General features: G+C 68.1%; 16 protein-coding genes, 1 tRNA gene and 1 pseudogene. 6 read left to right on the forward strand and 12 right to left on the reverse strand.

The window, feature by feature from the left end; genetic code table 11:
* Positions 1-62: 62 nt before the first annotated feature.
* Positions 63-1,385: an aspartate aminotransferase family protein gene (locus ACOOE8_RS18575; protein WP_420392876.1), complete on the forward strand. Its 1,323-nt coding sequence runs from the start codon at positions 63-65 to the stop codon at positions 1,383-1,385.
* Between the two features lie 112 nt (positions 1,386-1,497).
* Positions 1,498-1,587, forward strand: a tRNA-Ser gene (locus ACOOE8_RS18580).
* Between the two features lie 434 nt (positions 1,588-2,021).
* Here the strand turns inward: ACOOE8_RS18580 and ACOOE8_RS18585 are convergent.
* From ACOOE8_RS18585 to purC, 7 genes and pseudogenes are all read right to left on the reverse strand, one after another.
* Positions 2,022-2,153, reverse strand: a complete 132-nt coding sequence (locus ACOOE8_RS18585) for a hypothetical protein (RefSeq protein ID WP_420392877.1) — start codon at positions 2,151-2,153, stop codon at positions 2,022-2,024.
* 117 nt (positions 2,154-2,270) lie between these two features.
* Positions 2,271-2,684 (reverse strand): hypothetical protein, encoded by a 414-nt coding sequence (locus ACOOE8_RS18590; RefSeq protein WP_420392878.1) that lies wholly within the window; start codon positions 2,682-2,684, stop codon positions 2,271-2,273.
* A 15-nt stretch (positions 2,685-2,699) separates the two neighbouring features.
* Positions 2,700-2,909 (reverse strand): annotated as a pseudogene (locus ACOOE8_RS18595) (phage minor head protein); the annotation flags it as partial.
* A gap of 1,164 nt (positions 2,910-4,073) precedes the next feature.
* A complete protein-coding gene (gene purQ, locus ACOOE8_RS18600; protein WP_420392879.1) occupies positions 4,074-4,805 on the reverse strand; it encodes a phosphoribosylformylglycinamidine synthase subunit PurQ in 732 nt (243 codons plus the stop codon).
* Positions 4,805-5,047 carry a phosphoribosylformylglycinamidine synthase subunit PurS gene (purS, locus tag ACOOE8_RS18605; RefSeq protein ID WP_420392880.1) on the reverse strand — a complete coding sequence of 81 codons (243 nt, stop codon included), beginning with the start codon at positions 5,045-5,047 and terminating at the stop codon, positions 4,805-4,807. Before purS ends, purQ begins: the two co-directional genes overlap by 1 nt.
* A gap of 19 nt (positions 5,048-5,066) precedes the next feature.
* Positions 5,067-5,477, reverse strand: a complete 411-nt coding sequence (locus tag ACOOE8_RS18610; protein ID WP_420392881.1) for a Spy/CpxP family protein refolding chaperone — start codon at positions 5,475-5,477, stop codon at positions 5,067-5,069.
* Between the two features lie 187 nt (positions 5,478-5,664).
* A complete protein-coding gene (gene purC, locus ACOOE8_RS18615) occupies positions 5,665-6,429 on the reverse strand; it encodes a phosphoribosylaminoimidazolesuccinocarboxamide synthase (RefSeq protein WP_420392882.1) in 765 nt (254 codons plus the stop codon).
* Between the two features lie 240 nt (positions 6,430-6,669).
* Between purC and ACOOE8_RS18620 the strand changes: the two genes are divergently transcribed.
* Positions 6,670-6,984 (forward strand): DUF1476 domain-containing protein, encoded by a 315-nt coding sequence (locus tag ACOOE8_RS18620; RefSeq protein WP_420392883.1) that lies wholly within the window; start codon positions 6,670-6,672, stop codon positions 6,982-6,984.
* A gap of 13 nt (positions 6,985-6,997) precedes the next feature.
* Here ACOOE8_RS18620 and ACOOE8_RS18625 read toward each other — a convergent pair whose 3' ends face one another.
* The gene (locus tag ACOOE8_RS18625) at positions 6,998-7,201 is read right to left on the reverse strand and encodes a hypothetical protein (RefSeq protein WP_420392884.1); all 204 of its coding nucleotides are present in this window, start codon (positions 7,199-7,201) and stop codon (positions 6,998-7,000) included.
* Between the two features lie 235 nt (positions 7,202-7,436).
* On the opposite strand from ACOOE8_RS18625, the gene ACOOE8_RS18630 reads away from it, so the two are divergent.
* Complete coding sequence (locus ACOOE8_RS18630; RefSeq protein WP_420392885.1) at positions 7,437-8,219, forward strand: MipA/OmpV family protein; 783 nt, start codon at positions 7,437-7,439, stop codon at positions 8,217-8,219.
* 58 nt (positions 8,220-8,277) lie between these two features.
* Here the strand turns inward: ACOOE8_RS18630 and ACOOE8_RS18635 are convergent, their stop codons facing one another.
* Positions 8,278-9,438: an NAD-dependent epimerase/dehydratase family protein gene (locus ACOOE8_RS18635; protein WP_420392886.1), complete on the reverse strand. Its 1,161-nt coding sequence runs from the start codon at positions 9,436-9,438 to the stop codon at positions 8,278-8,280.
* A gap of 223 nt (positions 9,439-9,661) precedes the next feature.
* On the opposite strand from ACOOE8_RS18635, the gene ACOOE8_RS18640 reads away from it, so the two are divergent.
* Positions 9,662-11,074, forward strand: a complete 1,413-nt coding sequence (locus ACOOE8_RS18640; RefSeq protein WP_420392887.1) for a mannose-1-phosphate guanylyltransferase/mannose-6-phosphate isomerase — start codon at positions 9,662-9,664, stop codon at positions 11,072-11,074.
* Between the two features lie 226 nt (positions 11,075-11,300).
* Positions 11,301-12,470 (forward strand): hypothetical protein, encoded by a 1,170-nt coding sequence (locus tag ACOOE8_RS18645; protein ID WP_420392888.1) that lies wholly within the window; start codon positions 11,301-11,303, stop codon positions 12,468-12,470.
* A gap of 21 nt (positions 12,471-12,491) precedes the next feature.
* On the opposite strand, the gene ACOOE8_RS18650 is transcribed toward ACOOE8_RS18645, so the two are convergent.
* The 3 genes from ACOOE8_RS18650 to ACOOE8_RS18660 form a co-directional block, all read right to left on the reverse strand.
* Positions 12,492-13,241, reverse strand: coding sequence for an amino acid ABC transporter ATP-binding protein (locus tag ACOOE8_RS18650; RefSeq protein WP_420394745.1), 750 nt, complete (start codon positions 13,239-13,241; stop codon positions 12,492-12,494).
* A gap of 74 nt (positions 13,242-13,315) precedes the next feature.
* Positions 13,316-14,611 (reverse strand): amino acid ABC transporter permease, encoded by a 1,296-nt coding sequence (locus ACOOE8_RS18655; RefSeq protein ID WP_420392889.1) that lies wholly within the window; start codon positions 14,609-14,611, stop codon positions 13,316-13,318.
* Between the two features lies 1 nt (position 14,612).
* Positions 14,613-15,809, reverse strand: a complete 1,197-nt coding sequence (locus ACOOE8_RS18660; protein ID WP_420392890.1) for an amino acid ABC transporter permease — start codon at positions 15,807-15,809, stop codon at positions 14,613-14,615.
* Positions 15,810-15,842: the final 33 nt, after the last annotated feature.

Below are 15,842 nucleotides of genomic sequence, written 5' to 3' on the forward strand. Positions count from 1 at the left end.
ACCCATCCGGTGACGCGCGTCGTCGGCGATGCTAGCCTCTCGCGGTACCGCGGGAGGGAACGATGGACGCCATCGTGGCAAGGCCGAACGACCTTGAGAGCTTTTGGATGCCCTACACCGCGAACCGGGACTTCAAGGCCCGGCCGCGAATGTGCGTGTCCGCCCGCGGCATGTACTACAGGTCCGCGGACGGCCGGCCGATCCTCGACGGCACCGCAGGGCTGTGGTGCGTCAACGCCGGGCACTGCGCGCCGCGCATCGTCGAGGCGGTGCAGCGCCAGGTGGCCGAGCTCGACTTCGCGCCGACCTTCCAGTTCGGACATCCCAAGGCGTTCGAGCTCGCCGGGCGACTTGCCCAGCTCTTTCCCCCTAGCCTCTCCCACGCGTTCTTCGCCAACTCGGGCTCGGAGGCGGTCGACACGGCGCTCAAGATCGCGCTCGCGTACCACCGCGCCCGCGGCGAGGGGCAGCGCACCCGGCTGATCGGCCGCGAGCGCGGCTATCACGGGTCCGGCTTCGGCGGCATGGCGGTGGGCGGCATCGCCAAGAACCGAGCGATGTTCGGGGCCATGGTCCAGCCCGTGGACCACCTGCGTCACACCCACCTTGCTGCGAACGCGTTCAGCCGCGGCGCTCCCGACCACGGCGCGGAGCTCGCCGACGACCTCGAGCGCCTCGTCGCGTTGCACGACGCGTCGACCATCGCCGCGGTGATCGTCGAGCCCCTCGCCGGGTCGACCGGCGTCCTGGTTCCACCGAAGGGCTACCTCGCCAGGCTCCGCGAAACGTGCGACCGCCACGGCATCCTCCTCATCTTCGACGAGGTCATCACCGGCTTCGGCCGGCTCGGCACCACCTCGGCCGCGGACTACTTTGGGGTGGTTCCCGACCTGATGGTCCTCGCCAAGGCGATCACCAACGCCGTCGTGCCCATGGGCGCGGTGATGTCGTCGGGTGCGATCTACGAGGCCGTCGTGGACGCCTCGCCGACGCCCATCGAGTTGTTCCACGGCTACACCTACTCCGGTCACCCCTTGGCGTGCGCCGCCGCGCTTGCCACCCTCGATGTCTACCGCGACGACGCGCTCTTCTCGCGTGCCGCCTCGCTGGCGCCGCTGTGGGAGGATGCGGTTCACCGCCTCGCGGACCGCCGTCACGTCGTGGACGTGCGCAACCTCGGCCTCGTCGGCGCCATCGAGCTCGCTCCCCGCGAGGGTGCGCCCGGGGCACGTGGGATGGACGCCGTGCAGCTCGCCTTCGACGCCGGCCTGATGATCCGCGTGACGGGTGACATCATCGCCCTCTCCCCGCCGCTCGTCATCACCGAGGACGAGATCGAGACCATCGTGTTGACGTTGGCGACGGTCCTCGACGCCGTGGAGTAGGAGGACCTCGGGGCGGCCCAGCCGGTCGCGACGTCGACGGACGCCACGAGCGATCGGCCAAGGGATCGGCACCTTGTCGGAGCGCCCCGCGATCGCTAGTTTCGGCCCCACGGGAGAGGTGCCGGAGCGGTCGAACGGGGCGGTCTCGAAAACCGTTGTACGGGCAACCGTACCGAGGGTTCGAATCCCTCTCTCTCCGCCATACCCAAGCGAGCGGATCCGGGGTCGAACCGCTTCGGGTCGGGCAACGGCCTTCTTGCAGCCTACCGACCGCTCGCTGCGCCGCCTCCGAGGTTCTGGCCGCAGATCCACAGCTTCTCCGCGCGTACGAAGGCGAGCCGGTCCAATCCGGCCAGTATTCAATCGAGAGCATGCAGAAGGTATCAGCCCGGCAAGGCGTGTCGGCGATCTCGTTGATCGCCTCGTTCCACTCCTCGTAGGGAACGCCGATCGATGGGTCGATGATCACCGCAGCGTCGTCGCCGCGGCGATGGATGAAGTAGCGGCTCTGTTCCCAACCCTCGCGGCGAGGACCGGCCCAGTCGTAGGCGTACCCCTCGACGGCCTCCTCGTTGAAGCAGACCCTCATGACGTTGGGGCCGACCAGCTCGCGCCCGTCCTCGTCGACGAGGCTTCCTAGCGGAAGTGTTGGCGTTCACCCGGGATGACCATCCTGTCTGGCAGGTCGGTGACCTTGATCCTGACGCCGGATGGCAGCGGCAGGAAGCTCGGCTCGGACGGCGCGGGCCAGAGCAGCCCGACGATCATCAGACCGACGATAACGATCGGGGGGTCAGCAGGACGATGCCGACAGCGTCAAGGATCCGCATCTCGATAGAGCGATGCCGACGGGTCAACGAGAATGCCTTCTTCGAAGGTTGAGCTCTACGTGCCGACGATGTCGTAGGGCGTCCAGCCGACCTCGCTCAGGTGCCGAAAGAACCCTTGAATAATATCATCCTCAGGGTCACCGAAAGGGCTGGCGGCAGCTTGAACCGCCTGGCGTAGATCGAGCGGGTCGGTGAACGTGTCCTCAAACGTGAATGTCATTCGGCCGCGAATACGAAGCATGTCGCCGACCCGACGCGCTTCGCCGTCAAACCGATAGACGACTGTCGACTCACCGTGCGCGAACGAGACGTCGCCGAAGCCATACCTCTGCGGGTCGCCAAACGCGAAGGGCCCCTCGCCGTTGGCGCGCGCCTTTTCGGCAATCTGATCCGACAGACGTCGAAACGCACCGTTGTCGCGGTCGAGCAGTTCGTGCGCCGCGTACTCGGTGACCCCGGGCAGGAACAAGCTCGCATGACATCGGCAGTCGTAGTCCTCGCCAGGATGCCCCGTTGGAGGAGGATCGTCCCACGAGAAGACCTTACCTGCGTTCCTGGCGTGCGAAAGCCGGACGCGCTCGCCCCCACGCGTGCGCCAGACGTAACGGCCGGACCGCTGGGCAAAATCGTAGATCGTCTCGTAGAACGGTTTGCCGGTCCGCGTGTACGCGTCGAGCGCTTGCTGCTCGACGTACCTCTCCGCTCTCCGGTTCGTCCGACACTTTCAAAGGGGCACGTCGGAGGAGCGCCGTGGGTCAGGTGGAAATGTTAGGCCGTGATCGAATGACGTGGACAACGAGGTGCGCACGGAGAACGAGGGCAGGAGATCAAATTCTGTTCGGCCATCTGGACCGGGTAAAAAAGCCGGAAAATGTTCGCCTTCAGTCCCTGTCCCTCCGCCGCTTGCCCTCGCGAGAGGTGTCTCCCAATCCGGCTGCGGCCGGATGTTCCCGATGGTTTCGAGGGTGATGCGGGAGGGGCTGAGCATTGGGTTCGACCCCCGTGCCGGCGGCGCCTACAGGTCCGCGCGGTGTCGACGCTGGCACGCCCGAGTGCCTGACGCTGGTCGCCGACGCCTGGCGCAAAGGCGTGCAGGTCGCCCCAGCTGGATCGGCTCGACGAACCGGTCAGTGGTCCCGGCACGGGACGTTTGCTCCCGCACACGACACCGTCAGAGCCAACTTGAACGATGCCCTGCGACCGCAAACCGGGCTGAGCCAGGCTGTCGGGCATCGTCCGGCGGCTGGGAGCGGTGCGCCGTGGGCCGACGGCCTGGAACGCCTCGGCCCTCCCATGACCTGCGACACGCCTCGTGCGGCGGCGCGAACGTTTCGCCGAACTCACCGAGGCGCACGGGGACCTTAAGTTCGTCGACGGCTCGTCGGTGCGCGTCCATCAGCATGGCGCCGACGGCAAGAGGGGGCCGACGACGCCGCGCGATGGGACGCTCGCGCGGCGGGCCGACCCCCAAGATCCAGCCCCGCGCCGACGCCGAGGGCCGTCCTGTCGCGCTGACGCTGACGCAAGGACAGGCGCACGACGGACGCTCGGCGGTCGATCTCGTTGCAGACGTCGGGCCCGATCATCCTCATCGCCGACCGCGCCGATGACCCCGACGCCCTGCGCGAGGCGATCGCCGGCCGTGGCGGATGGGCCGTGCGGCCGATGCCGAACCGGAAGCGTCCGCCGGCCTTCGGCGCCTTCCGCCACCGCCCTCGCAACCAGGTCGAGCGCTGCCTCGGCCACGTCGAGTCCATGCGCGCCGTCGCCACCCGCTCCGAGGAGGATCCGGCGCACCGTCTCGCCCTCGTGGAGCTCGCCGCGATCCGCCTCGGCTTCACCGGATCGAGGCGGTATCCTAGGGCGGGCGGACCGTCACGTCCCGCTTCAACAGCCGCTCGAGGAGAGGGCGGCGGCCGGCATCGGCGCCGCTCTGGGCGTGTGCCACCATGCTCTGGAAGAGCGCCAGGCCGTCCGTCGATCCGTGCAGCGCCTCCACCGCATCCTCCGGATGCGGCATCAGTCCAAGGACGTTACCGGCCTCGTTCGTGATGCCCGCGATGTCGTTCGCCGACCCGTTCGGGTTGTCGAGGTAGCGCAGGACAACGCGACCCTCGCCCTCGAGCCGCGCCAACGTCTCCTCGTCGGCGCGGTAGTTGCCGTCGTGGTGCGCGGTGGGCAGTCGGACGGTCGCGCCGCGGGAGTAGGCCGAGGTGAAAGCGGTCCGTGCCTCGACCCTGATGCGCACCGGCCGGCACACGAAGGTGAGCCCGGCGTTGCGCATCAAGGTGCCCGGCAGTAGGCGCGCCTCGGTGAGCACCTGGAAGCCGTTGCACACGCCGAGCACGTGGCCCCCCCGGGCCGCATGGTCGGCGACGGCGCGCATCACCGGCGAGCGCGCCGCGATGGCGCCTGGGCGAAGGTAGTCGCCATGGGCGAAGCCGCCCGGCACCACGACGAGGTCGACGTCCGGCAGCGTGGTCTCGCGGTGCCAGACCATGGCCGGCGCCGCGCCGCCGGCGATCCGGATCGCCCGGGCCGCATCCGCCTCGCGGTTGGAGCCGGGGAAGACGACGACGACCGAGCGCATCACCCCTCGATCGCGATGTCGTAGCGCTCGACGACGGTGTTGGCGAGGAGCGCCTCGCACATGGCGGCGACCTCCTCGCGGGCGGCGGCCTCGTCTCTTGCGGCAAGGTCGAGGTCGATCACCTTGCCCTGCCGCGCCGCGGTGACGCCGCCGAAGCCGAGCCCGGCCAGCGCCCCCTCGATGGCCTTGCCTTGCGGGTCGAGCACGCCAGGCTTCAGCGTAATGGTAACGCGCGCCCTCATCCCTGGTCTTGGTGTCCCTTCATCGGGTTCCGCGCAGTTGCTCGTAGCGGACGACCTGCTCCGGTGTGAGGAGGTCGCGCATGGCGATGTGGGCCTTCAGGTGGGCGGCGCGAAGCCGTGCTCGAGCGTCTCCAACGCGGTTGGTCGCGCGTTCCACCGCGGCATTATTGGCTCCGCCTTCGGCGAACAAGCGATCGAGCGTAAGCTCCTCGGCGACGACGCGCTTGCCGATCTCGATCGCTTCCTCCTTCATCGCCGCGAACAAGGCTTGCGTGCGCTGGTGGACCTCAGCCGTCATGGAAAGTTCTTCGGCCAGCTCCAACACGTGCATGGGCCCGGGATAACCGTTGAGCTCCGCGGCAAGGGCAAGGCCCATGCCGCGACCGTTGAGAAGGTCCTCGGCTTCCGCGTTCGACAGCGCCGCCTCCACCGTCCTCGCCTCGAGCCCACGGTAGGGGCTCGCGACTGGCATCGGCCCATGGGGAGGCTGGTGATGCCGTTCCGCGGCCGCTGCCACCGCAACTAGCGATGCTGTCAGGAGGAGCGCGATCGCGACGGCAGCCGCATGCTGCATGACCAGGCCCTGCCCCACCGAACGCCGCATCCGATCGGCCACCCTACTGCACCAGGGTCGGGCCGGAGACGGCCGGGCGCTCCTGCTCGGGCATGATGCCAAGGCGCCGGGCGACCTCCTGGTAGGCCTCCAACAGCCCGCCGAGGTCCTTGCGGAAGCGGTCCTTGTCCATCGCCTCATTGGTCTTGATGTCCCACAGGCGGCAGGAGTCGGGGCTGATCTCGTCGGCGACGACCACGCGCATGAGGTCGTTCTCCCACAACCGCCCGCACTCGATCTTGAAGTCGATCAGGCGGATGCCGACCCCCAGGAAGAGCCCTGCAAGGAAGTCGTTGACGCGCACGGCGAGGGCCATGATGTCGTCGAGCTCCTGCGGCGTCGCCCATCCGAACGCAGTGATGTGCTCCTCGGTGACGAGGGGATCCTCGAGCTCGTCGTTCTTGTAATAGAACTCGATGATGGAGCGCGGGAGCTGCGTGCCCTCCTCGAGCCCCAGCCGCTTGGCGAGGGAGCCGGCGGCGACGTTGCGCACCACCACCTCCAGCGGGATGATCTCCACCTCGCGGATGAGCTGCTCGCGCATGTTGAGCCGACGGATGAAGTGCGTCGGGATGCCCATCTCGTTGAGGTGGCCGAAGATGTGCTCGGAGATGCGGTTGTTCAGCACCCCCTTGCCGTCGATGACGGCTCGCTTCTTCGCGTTGTGCGCGGTGGCGTCGTCCTTGAAGTGCTGGATCAGCGTGCCGGGCTCGGGCCCCTCGTAGAGGATCTTGGCCTTGCCTTCGTAGATGCGGCGACGACGGCTCATGGGGATGTACCGGTGAGGGTTGGGCGGCTTCATTCGATCGGTGCAACGTCGCTCTAGTTCAAGAGGGGTTCGTGCGACCCTAAGGGTCCAAGCTTGCCCGATGGGCCCCGCGCGCCGATGCGCCGCGACGCTAGCCCATCGCGGCCCGCTCCTCAATGCCGCGAGTCCTACACGGCGTTGACAGCGCGGGCGAACCGCGGGTTAGTCGCCAGACGGGGACCTGCTGGGGAGGACGTGAGGATGGCGCAGTTCGATGACCGCGAGAGGGCGTTCGAGTCCCGTTTCGCCCACGACGAGGAGCTGCGGTTCAAGGCGCTGGCACGGCGCAACAAGCTCCTCGGTCTGTGGGCGGCGCAGAAGCTCGGCCGCTCGGGCGACGCGGCGGAGGCCTACGCCAAGGAGGTCGTGCGGTCCGACTTCGCCGAGCCCGGGGACGAGGACGTCTTCCGCAAGGTGCGCGGGGATTTCAACGCCGCCAGCGTCGACGTCGACGACGAGGAGCTGCGGCTCAAGATGCGCGAGCTCCTCGTGGAGGCCGCCGAGCAGCTCTCCTGAGCCAATCGAGGCGCTACTCCCGCCCGTCCGGCGGCGTCTGCGTGACGCCGGTGGTCGGCAGCCCGGAGTCGAGCGTCTCGTTGTCCGACGAGAAGACGTACATGTAGGCGAAGATCGCGAACAGTGCGGCGATCGTCGTCGAGATGATGAGGACGATGAACGTCCGCCTGCCGAACTCGCCCTGACGGGCCTCGTCCGCGTTGCGGTCTTCCGACATGGCTGTCCTTTCGCGTCCTTACATCTCCCATCACATATCGACTCGACGCGGCGGAACAAGTCCCACCGCGGAACCGTGACGCCGCGGGCGCCTTCGACGACCGCCCTCGCCGGCCGTTGTGGCGCGGCAGCCACTGCGGTGAAGTTCCATGCGCGTCCAGTCCCTCACGCAGGCCATACAGGCTTTCCATCTGCGGCTGCAGCGGCGATCGTCCGCCCAACTGGAGGGGTGATCGATGGCGCGGTGTGTGTGGAGTGCGGTCTTCCTGGCGGCGACTGGTCCCGTGATGGCGGCTGACCTTGTGGACACCGTCGCCGTCCCCGAGGCGGTCGAGTACCGCGACATCGTGATCGACCTCGGGCTCGGGGCTGCCGTGGGCCCGGAGTTCCCGTCCGCCAAGGACTACATCGTGACGCCTTGGCCCATCGCACGGCTGCGCTTCCTGCGCCTGCCGGTGTTCGGCGAGGTGGTCACCGGGCAGGAGCAGCGTTTTACGCTCTACCCGTCGTTCGACTTCATCGGCGAGCGCGACGAGGATGACGCTGACTACCTCGACGGCGTGGGGGACACCGACTTCGCCGTCGAGCTCGGCGCCGGCGCTGCGGTGCGCTTCGGCTTCATGCGCGCGTTCGCCGAGGTGCGCTACGGCGTCACGGGGCACGACGGCTTCGTGGGAGAGGCCGGGCTCGACTTCGTCTACGACGCCCACGACCGGTTCGAGTTCCGCGTCGGCCCCCGCGTCAGCGCAGCCACGGACGACTACATGGACATCTACTTCTCCGTCCCCGAGCGCGCGACCCAGCTCGACGAGTTCGACGCGGACGGCGGCTTCAAGGACGTCGGCATCGAGGCGCAGGCGATCTACGCGCTCACCGAGCGCTGGCGGCTGCACGGACAGGCCGAGTACACCCACTTCGTGGGCGATGCGCTGGACAGCCCCATCGTCGAGGAGGGCAACGACGACGAGTTCACCGTGCGGCTCGGCCTCACCTACCGGTTCGGCCTCGACCTCTACTGATCGCTTCGCGCGGCGGCAGCGTCCGCTGCTGGAGACCCCCCGACGGGCCGCGGCAGCCTCAGCGCCAGAGCGACACGCAGGGGATCTTCGAGCGGTCGCAGCGTGCGGCATACTTGCGCGCGATGTCCGTCACCTCCGCCATCAGCCCCGCCTCCAGCGTGATCGGCTGGAGGCCGAGGTTGAGGAAGCGGTCGTGCTCCACGTGCAGCTCGTTCTCCGCCGCCTCGTTGCGCGGGTTGTCGAGGTAGGCGACCTCCACGCCCGTGCGGTCGGCGATCATCTTCGCCAAGTCGCGGATGCGGTGCGTCTCGGTCATCTGGTTGAGGATGTTGACCCGCTCGCCGGCCTGCGGCGGGTTCTCGATGGCGAGCTCCACGCAGCGGCACGTGTCGCGGATGTGGATGAAGGCCCGGGTCTGCCCGCCCGTGCCGTGCACCGTCAGCGGGTACTCGATGGCCGCTTGCATGAGGAAGCGGTTGAGCACCGTGCCGTAGTCGCCGTCGTAGTCGAACCTGTTGATCAGCCGCTCGTCCAGCATCGTCTCGTCGGTCTGCGTCCCCCAGACGATGCCCTGATGCAGGTCCGTGATCTTCACCTTGTCGTTCTTGTTGTAGTAGAAGAAGAACAGCTGATCCTGCGTCTTCGTCATGTGGTAGATCGAACCGGGATTGGCCGGGTAGAGTATTTCTTGATCGGTCAGCCCGTGATCGGTGTCGACCTTGATCCGCAGGTAGCCTTCGGGGATCTTCATCCCGGCGGTGCCGTAGCCGTAGACGCCCATGGTGCCGAGGTGGACGAGGTGGACGTCGACGCCCGACTCCACGATGGCGCACAGGACGTCGTGCGTGGCAGTCAGGTTGTTCTTTACCGTGTAGCGCTTGTGCGTCGGCGACTTCATCGAGTAAGGAGCGGCGCGCTGCTCGGCGAAGTGCACGATGGCATCGGGCCGCTCGTCGACGATGAGCGAAAGGAGGCGGTGGTAGTTCTCGCCGACCGTGAAGTTGACATACCGGATGGTCTCTCCGCTGACCTCCCTCCAGGCGGTGAGGCGCTCGGACAGGTGACGGACCGGCGTCAGCGACTGCACCTCGAGCTCCACGTCGATCTTCCGACGCGACAGGTTGTCGACGACGATCACATCGTGACCTCGTTTGGACAGGTGCAGGCTGGTGGGCCAGCCGCAGAACCCGTCACCGCCAAGGACGACGATCTTCGCCATGAGGGACTACTCCGAGGAAGGGTCGTTCCGACCGAATGGAGTGGGGAGCTGAGGCGGAGGGGTGGTCGCGCCCTCCCGCATCGACGCGGGTTCCGTGCCTTACACACAAACCGGCGAAGGGTTAAAGAGGTCCCGACCGCTTGGCGTGCAGGTCGATAACGGTGCAGCTGGCCCCGTCCTGCAGCCTTTGGTAGGCAACACGCGACGCACCCAGAAGGCGCCAATGACCGTTTATCCCGTCATCCTGGCCGGCGGACGCGGCACACGCCTGTGGCCACTGTCGCGGTCGGACAAGCCCAAGCAGTTCCTGCCCATGCACGGCGAGCACAGCCTGTTCCAACGCACCGTGGAGCGTCACAAGAAGGTCGAGGGCCTCGGTCGACCGCTGGTCGTGTGCGGCGAGGCCGACAGGTTCCAGGTGGACGACGGCCTCGCTGGGATCGGTGTGACGGACGCCACGGTGATGCTCGAGCCGCAGAGCCGCAACACAGCGCCCGCGATCGCTGCGGCAGCGGAGGCCCTCCTGCGTGAGGATCCCGAGGCGGTGCTCTTCGTTCTGCCGTCCGATCACCTTCTCACCCCGGACGACGCGTACTTCGCGACGCTGGATGCCGCCTTCGCCGCCGCGCGCGCCGGCAAGATGGTCACCTTCGGCGTCGTGCCCACCCATCCGGAGACTGGCTACGGCTACATCAAGGCGAACGGCGCGGCTGGGCCGATCCTGCCGGTGGAGCAGTTCGTCGAGAAGCCCGCGGTGGACGAGGCCGGCCGCATGGTCGCGGACGGGGCGTATTACTGGAACGCGGGGTTCTTTGCCCTCAGCGCTCGCGCGCTCATCGAGGAGCTTGAGCGCACCGCTCCGGACGTCGTCCGCGCCGCTGCCTCCGCGGTGGGCGCGGCGCAGGTGCGCCCCGGGTGCATCGTGTTGCCGGCCGACCCCTACGCGCGGGCGCCAGACATCTCCATCGACTACGCGCTGTTCGAGCGCACCGACAAGGCGGTCGTCGCGCCGATCACCTGCCGCTGGTCCGACGTCGGCTCCTGGAGCGCCTACTGGGACACCCTGGAGAAGGACGGCGACGGCAACGCCGTCCGCGGCAAGGCGATCACGGTCGACACGCGCGACAGCCTCATCGTCTCGCACAGGGCCGACGTGGTCGCGCTCGGCGTGGACCGGCTCGCGATCGTCGCTGCGGACGATGCGATCCTCGTCTGCCCCCTCGACCGGGCACAGGACGTCAAGACCGTCGTCGAAACGCTGAAGGCGCGGCGCCGCAACGAGCTCCTCGACGTGTCGCCGACGGTGACGCGCCCGTGGGGCGGATACACCTCGATCATGAGCGGGCAGCGCTTCCAGGTGAAGCACCTGTTCGTCCTGCCCGGCAAGCGGCTGTCCCTGCAGAAGCACCATCACCGCGCCGAACACTGGGTGGTGGTGCGCGGCACCGCCGAGGTGACCGTCGATGATGCGGTGCAGACCCTGTCGGAGAACCAATCCACCTACATCCCACTTGGCGCGGTGCACCGCCTGGCGAACCCGGGGCGCATCCTACTGGAACTCATCGAGGTGCAGACGGGCTCCTACCTCGGCGAGGACGACATCGTGCGCCTGGAGGACGAGTGGGGCCGCGGTTGAGCATCGGTCGGCCACATCCCGCAGGCGTCTCGCGGCGCGTGCGAGGGTCGTCGCCATGCGTTGTTCGATCAGGCGCGAAGCTATAAGGCTCGCGCGCTAGAGCGGTTTGGGGTTAGGTGAGACCGCCCAACCCCATGACGACCGCTCTCAATCTACGGGCTAGAGCATCTCAGCTGGGTCCAAGAACACCCAGGATGCTCTAACGCACCTGCAAGAGGCGTCGCTCATGTCGATCCCGACACCCCTCCGCCGCGATGGATTCGAGCGGTTCTGGCCGTGGCCGGGGAACGCGTTCCTCGCCCTGTTCGCCGCCTGGGCGTTCTACATGGGCCAAAGCGCGGAGCTCGAGGACGTACGAACCGCGTTCTTCGGCCTCGGCGCAGTGACCCTCGTCGTCCTGCTGTTCGGCCTTCGCAGCATCGGCCGCAGGAGGAGGATCGTCGCGCCGTCCCTGCGCACGGGAACGTCACCGGAGAGCGCCGTTCCCGTGCCGGTGCTTGCGCCGCTTGCTCGGTCGCGGGACGAGAACGTCGCCCCCGATCCTCAGGGCGATGCGGTGGCGCCGCTGCAGCCGGGTGATCCCACGCCGCTTCGCCGGCTGATCGAGGAGGAGGTTGTCGCCGCGCCACCGTCCTCGCACGGCCCACAGCCCTCGGGGCGCGACCTCGAGGCACGGATCAACCGCGAGAAGGCCGAGCGCGGGGCGCAGATCGTCAAGCTCGAAACCGTCTTGGTCGACCGTCTCTACGCGATCGAGGCGCGGCTACCGCCGGAGGGCGCAGCATACCCGCAGTCCGACCCCGAGGACTTCGACCGCCTGGTCTTGCGCATGAGCGAGCTGATCGACGAGGCGCTCGATGCGCGGCTGCCGGCCTCGGGCGAACTGTCGACGGACGACCGCGGGGCGCTGCAGTTGGCGGCGCAGATGGCCGCCATGCGTAGGAATTTCGAGGCGGTTCAGGCCGCCTGGCACGAGGAGCGAGCCACGCTGCGGCGCGAGCTCGAGGCGCTGCGTGCCGACGCCACCACCATCGCGAAGCAGCGCTCGTCGGACGGCGCCGATGTCCTGGCGCGCATGGAGGCGATGGAGGCGACCGCAGCGGGCCGGATCGAGGAGGCGCGCCGCCTCGTCGACGACGCGCGCAAGGCCTCCGAGGCGATGGCGAAGGAGATGTCGCGGCTCGACGCCGTGGCGCTCGACCTCGGTCGCCGCCTGGAGCGCGCCTCCGAGCCTGCGGGCGAGCAGGAGCGGGTGCCGGCCGACGTCGGCGCCCTGCGCGAGGCGCTGCGCACCATCATCTCGCAGAACCAGGAGATCCGCGCGCAGCAGGACGCGCTCTCAGCGCGCTTCGGTGGTGCTCGCCTCAAGGGGGACGTGGGCCGGAGCGACGGCTGACCGTCGGCCCCGCCCGCCCCGTCAGTGGGCGAGGATCTGGCTGAGGAACAGCTTCGTGCGCTCGTGCTGCGGGTCGGTGAAGAACGGCTCGGGCGCGTTGCTCTCGACGATCTGGCCCTGATCCATGAAGACCACGCGGTTCGCCACCTGACGCGCGAAGCCCATCTCGTGGGTGACGCAGATCATCGTCATGCCCGACTGCGCGAGGTCGACCATCACGTCGAGCACCTCCTTGATCATCTCGGGGTCGAGGGCGGAGGTCGGCTCGTCGAACAGCATGACGTTGGGCCGCATGCACAGCGCCCGTGCGATGGCGACGCGCTGCTGCTGCCCGCCTGAGAGCTGGCCCGGATACTTGCCCGCCTGCTCGGGGATCCGCACGCGCTCGAGGAACTGCATGGCGAGCTCGTTCGCCTCGCGCTTGGGCATCTTCTTCACCCAGATCGGCGCGAGCGTGCAGTTCTCGAGGATCGTGAGGTGCGGGAACAGGTTGAAGTGCTGGAACACCATGCCGACGTCGCGGCGGACCTCGTCGATCTTCTTGAGGTCCGTGGTGAGCTCGACGCCGTCGACGACGATGCGCCCCTCCTGGTGCTTCTCGAGCGCGTTGATGCAGCGGATGAGCGTCGACTTGCCCGAGCCCGACGGCCCGCAGACCACGATCCGCTCGCCCTTGCGAACGGTGAGGTCGATGTTCTTGAGGACATGGAACTCGCCGAACCACTTGTTCATCCCCGCGATCTCGATGGCGACCTCGTCGGAGACCGTCATCTTCGCGGGCTCCCCGGAGGGCGAGGCGATCGGCTGGCGTTCGGTGACGGCTGCGTCGGTCATGGGGTCCTCGTTCAGCGGTTGTCCGACGCCCGCAGGCGCGTCTCTAGGAACATCGAGTAACGTGACATGCCCCAGCAGCACACGAAGAACAGCGCCGCGATGAAGCCGTACATCTCCCAGATGATGCCGTTCCAGGCTGCGTCGGCGAGGATCGGCTTGGTCAGTCCCAACGGATCGAGCAGCCCGATGACGGCGACCAGCGTCGTGTCCTTGAACAGGCCGATGAAGGTGTTGACGATGCCGGGGATGGAGATCTTGAGCGCCTGGGGCAGGACGATGAGCCCCATCGACTGCCAATAGGTGAGCCCCAGCGTATCGGCGGCCTCGTACTGTCCCCTGGGAAGCGCGGCGAGCCCGCCGCGAACCACCTCGGCCATGTAGGCGCTTGCGAACAGCGTCACCATGATGAGGACGCGCAGCACGAGGTCGAAGCTGGTCCCCGGCGGCAGGAAGTAGTTGAGCAGCGTCGAGGCGACGAACAGCAGGGTGATCAGCGGCACCCCGCGGATGAACTCGATGAAGGTGACGCACACGATCCTGAGGATCGGCAGCTTCGACTGCCGCCCGAGCGCGAGGAGGACGCCGAGCGGCAGCGAGCCTGCGATGCCGGTGAGGCCGATCACCATCGTGAGCAGGAAGCCACCGAAGCGGGACGTCTCGACGGGCTGCAGCACAGGCCCGCCCCACAACAGGACGAACGCGATGAGCGGGTACAGCGCGGTGACGACGAACCACCAGCGCTTGTGATGCGGCTGCCCGAGGAGGAGCGCGACGGCACCGGCGACGAGGGCCACTGCCACCGTGGGGTTCGCCAGCGCACCGACCTCGCCCACGCGCACGGCGACGACGACCTCAAGCGCGAGGACGACCGCCATCGCCCAAGCGATCGGCCGCGCCGTGCGGAACAGGATCGGCACCACCGCGACGATCAGGAGGAGGAAGGCGACGTTGGGCCGCCAGCGCAGGTCCACGGGGTAGAAGCCGTACATCATCTGGCCGAAGCGCTCGCGGATGACCGCCCAGCACGCCCCGCGCTCGCCCTCCCCGAAGGTCGCCACGACGATCTGGCGGCACTCGTCGAGCGAGCTCGCGTTCCACACCGACTGCAGCACCGCCCACTCGATGACGCCGGGCAGGACGAGGGCGAGGACCACCACGCACGCGGCGGTCAGCGCCGCGTTCAGCCAGGAGGAGAAGAGGTTCGCGCGCAGCCAGCCGACCGCACCCACGGTGGAGCCCGGCGGCGGTGCCTCCTCGTAGCGCGTCGGCGCGACGTAGGGGACGGTCTCGGCGTGGGTCCCGCTCATCCTAGCGCTCCACCAGCGAGACGCGCGCGTTGTAGGCGTTCATCACCGCCGAGATGGCGAGGCTCACCAAGAGGTAGAACGCCATCAGGAGGAGGATACATTCCATCTCGCGGCCCGTCTGGTTCAGCGTGATGCCGCCCAAGGTGCCGGTGGCATCCATGTAGCCGACGGCGATGGCGAGGGACGAGTTCTTGGTGAGGTTGAGGAACTGGCTGATGAGCGGCGGCACGATGACGCGCAGCGCCTGCGGCAGGATGACAAGGCTCATCGCGCGGTTCGGCCTCAGCCCCAGCGCGAAGGCCGCCTCGCTCTGTCCGTGGCTGACGGCGAGGATGCCCGCGCGCACGATCTCCGCGATGAAGGCGCCGGTGTAGAGCGACAGCGCGAGCCACAGCGCGATCAGCGAGTCGCGCATGAAGATCCCGCCCTGGAAGTTGAAGCCGGCGAGCTCGGGGAGCTCGAACGTGATGGGCTGGCCGAGCGCAAGGGTGGCGAGCGCCGTCGGCACGACGAGGAGACCGAGGCCGATGAGGAGGACCGGCGTCTGCGCCCCGGTCGCCTCCTGCCGGCGGCGCGCCCACGCCCGGAGGAGGACGATGCCGACGATGGAGGCGGCGAGCACCGCGAGAACCACGCCCGAGCCCTCGCCGAACACCGGCGCAGGCACGTAGAAGCCGCGGTTCGTCAGCACGACCGCGCCGGTCTCCACGTCGCGGTAGTCCCGCGGCGAGGGCAGCGACTCGTTGACGAGGGCCGCGACGAGCAGGATCCAGATGAGGATCGGAACGTTGCGGAACGCCTCGACGTAGACCGCCATGAGCTTGGCGATGAGCCAGTTCTTTGACAGGCGCAGGACGCCGGCCGAGATGCCGAGTACGGTCGCGGTTACGCAGCCCATCGCGGCCACGAGGAGCGTGTTCAGGATGCCGACGACCGCCGCGCGCGCGTTGGTGTCGCGGCTGTCGTACTCGATGAGGCGTTGGTTGATGTCGTAGTTCGCCGGCTGCCAGAGGAAGCCGAAGTCGAAGTCTTTGCCGAGGGCGTTGAGGTTGGTGATCGTGTTGGAGACGAGCCAGCCGACGCCGAGCATCAGGAGGATCATCGTGATCGCCTGGATGAAGCCCGAGCGGTAGCGCTCGTCCCGCCACAGCATCTCGATGCGGAAGACCGGAGAACCGGGGCTCGTGGCAACGCTCATGGGTGCGCTCCAGGTGCGGGTGCGGACCGGACG

This window comes from Acuticoccus sp., from assembly GCF_965213555.1.
Classification (GTDB): domain Bacteria; phylum Pseudomonadota; class Alphaproteobacteria; order Rhizobiales; family Amorphaceae; genus Acuticoccus.

What these genes read in the sequence shown, in the direction of transcription:
- ACOOE8_RS18625 (WP_420392884.1), bottom strand. Translation starts at nt 7,201, where the DNA reads ATGTCGGAAGACCGCAACGCGGACGAGGCCCGTCAGGGCGAGTTCGGC.
- ACOOE8_RS18645 (WP_420392888.1), top strand. Translation starts at nt 11,301, where the DNA reads ATGTCGATCCCGACACCCCTCCGCCGCGATGGATTCGAGCGGTTCTGG.
- purQ (WP_420392879.1), bottom strand. Translation starts at nt 4,805, where the DNA reads ATGCGCTCGGTCGTCGTCGTCTTCCCCGGCTCCAACCGCGAGGCGGAT.
- ACOOE8_RS18630 (WP_420392885.1), top strand. Translation starts at nt 7,437, where the DNA reads ATGGCGCGGTGTGTGTGGAGTGCGGTCTTCCTGGCGGCGACTGGTCCC.
- ACOOE8_RS18650 (WP_420394745.1), bottom strand. Translation starts at nt 13,241, where the DNA reads ATGACGGTCTCCGACGAGGTCGCCATCGAGATCGCGGGGATGAACAAG.
- ACOOE8_RS18575 (WP_420392876.1), top strand. Translation starts at nt 63, where the DNA reads ATGGACGCCATCGTGGCAAGGCCGAACGACCTTGAGAGCTTTTGGATG.
- ACOOE8_RS18660 (WP_420392890.1), bottom strand. Translation starts at nt 15,809, where the DNA reads ATGAGCGTTGCCACGAGCCCCGGTTCTCCGGTCTTCCGCATCGAGATG.
- ACOOE8_RS18655 (WP_420392889.1), bottom strand. Translation starts at nt 14,611, where the DNA reads ATGAGCGGGACCCACGCCGAGACCGTCCCCTACGTCGCGCCGACGCGC.
- purC (WP_420392882.1), bottom strand. Translation starts at nt 6,429, where the DNA reads ATGAGCCGTCGTCGCCGCATCTACGAAGGCAAGGCCAAGATCCTCTAC.
- ACOOE8_RS18585 (WP_420392877.1), bottom strand. Translation starts at nt 2,153, where the DNA reads ATGATCGTCGGGCTGCTCTGGCCCGCGCCGTCCGAGCCGAGCTTCCTG.
- ACOOE8_RS18640 (WP_420392887.1), top strand. Translation starts at nt 9,662, where the DNA reads ATGACCGTTTATCCCGTCATCCTGGCCGGCGGACGCGGCACACGCCTG.
- ACOOE8_RS18620 (WP_420392883.1), top strand. Translation starts at nt 6,670, where the DNA reads ATGGCGCAGTTCGATGACCGCGAGAGGGCGTTCGAGTCCCGTTTCGCC.
- purS (WP_420392880.1), bottom strand. Translation starts at nt 5,047, where the DNA reads ATGAGGGCGCGCGTTACCATTACGCTGAAGCCTGGCGTGCTCGACCCG.
- ACOOE8_RS18635 (WP_420392886.1), bottom strand. Translation starts at nt 9,438, where the DNA reads ATGGCGAAGATCGTCGTCCTTGGCGGTGACGGGTTCTGCGGCTGGCCC.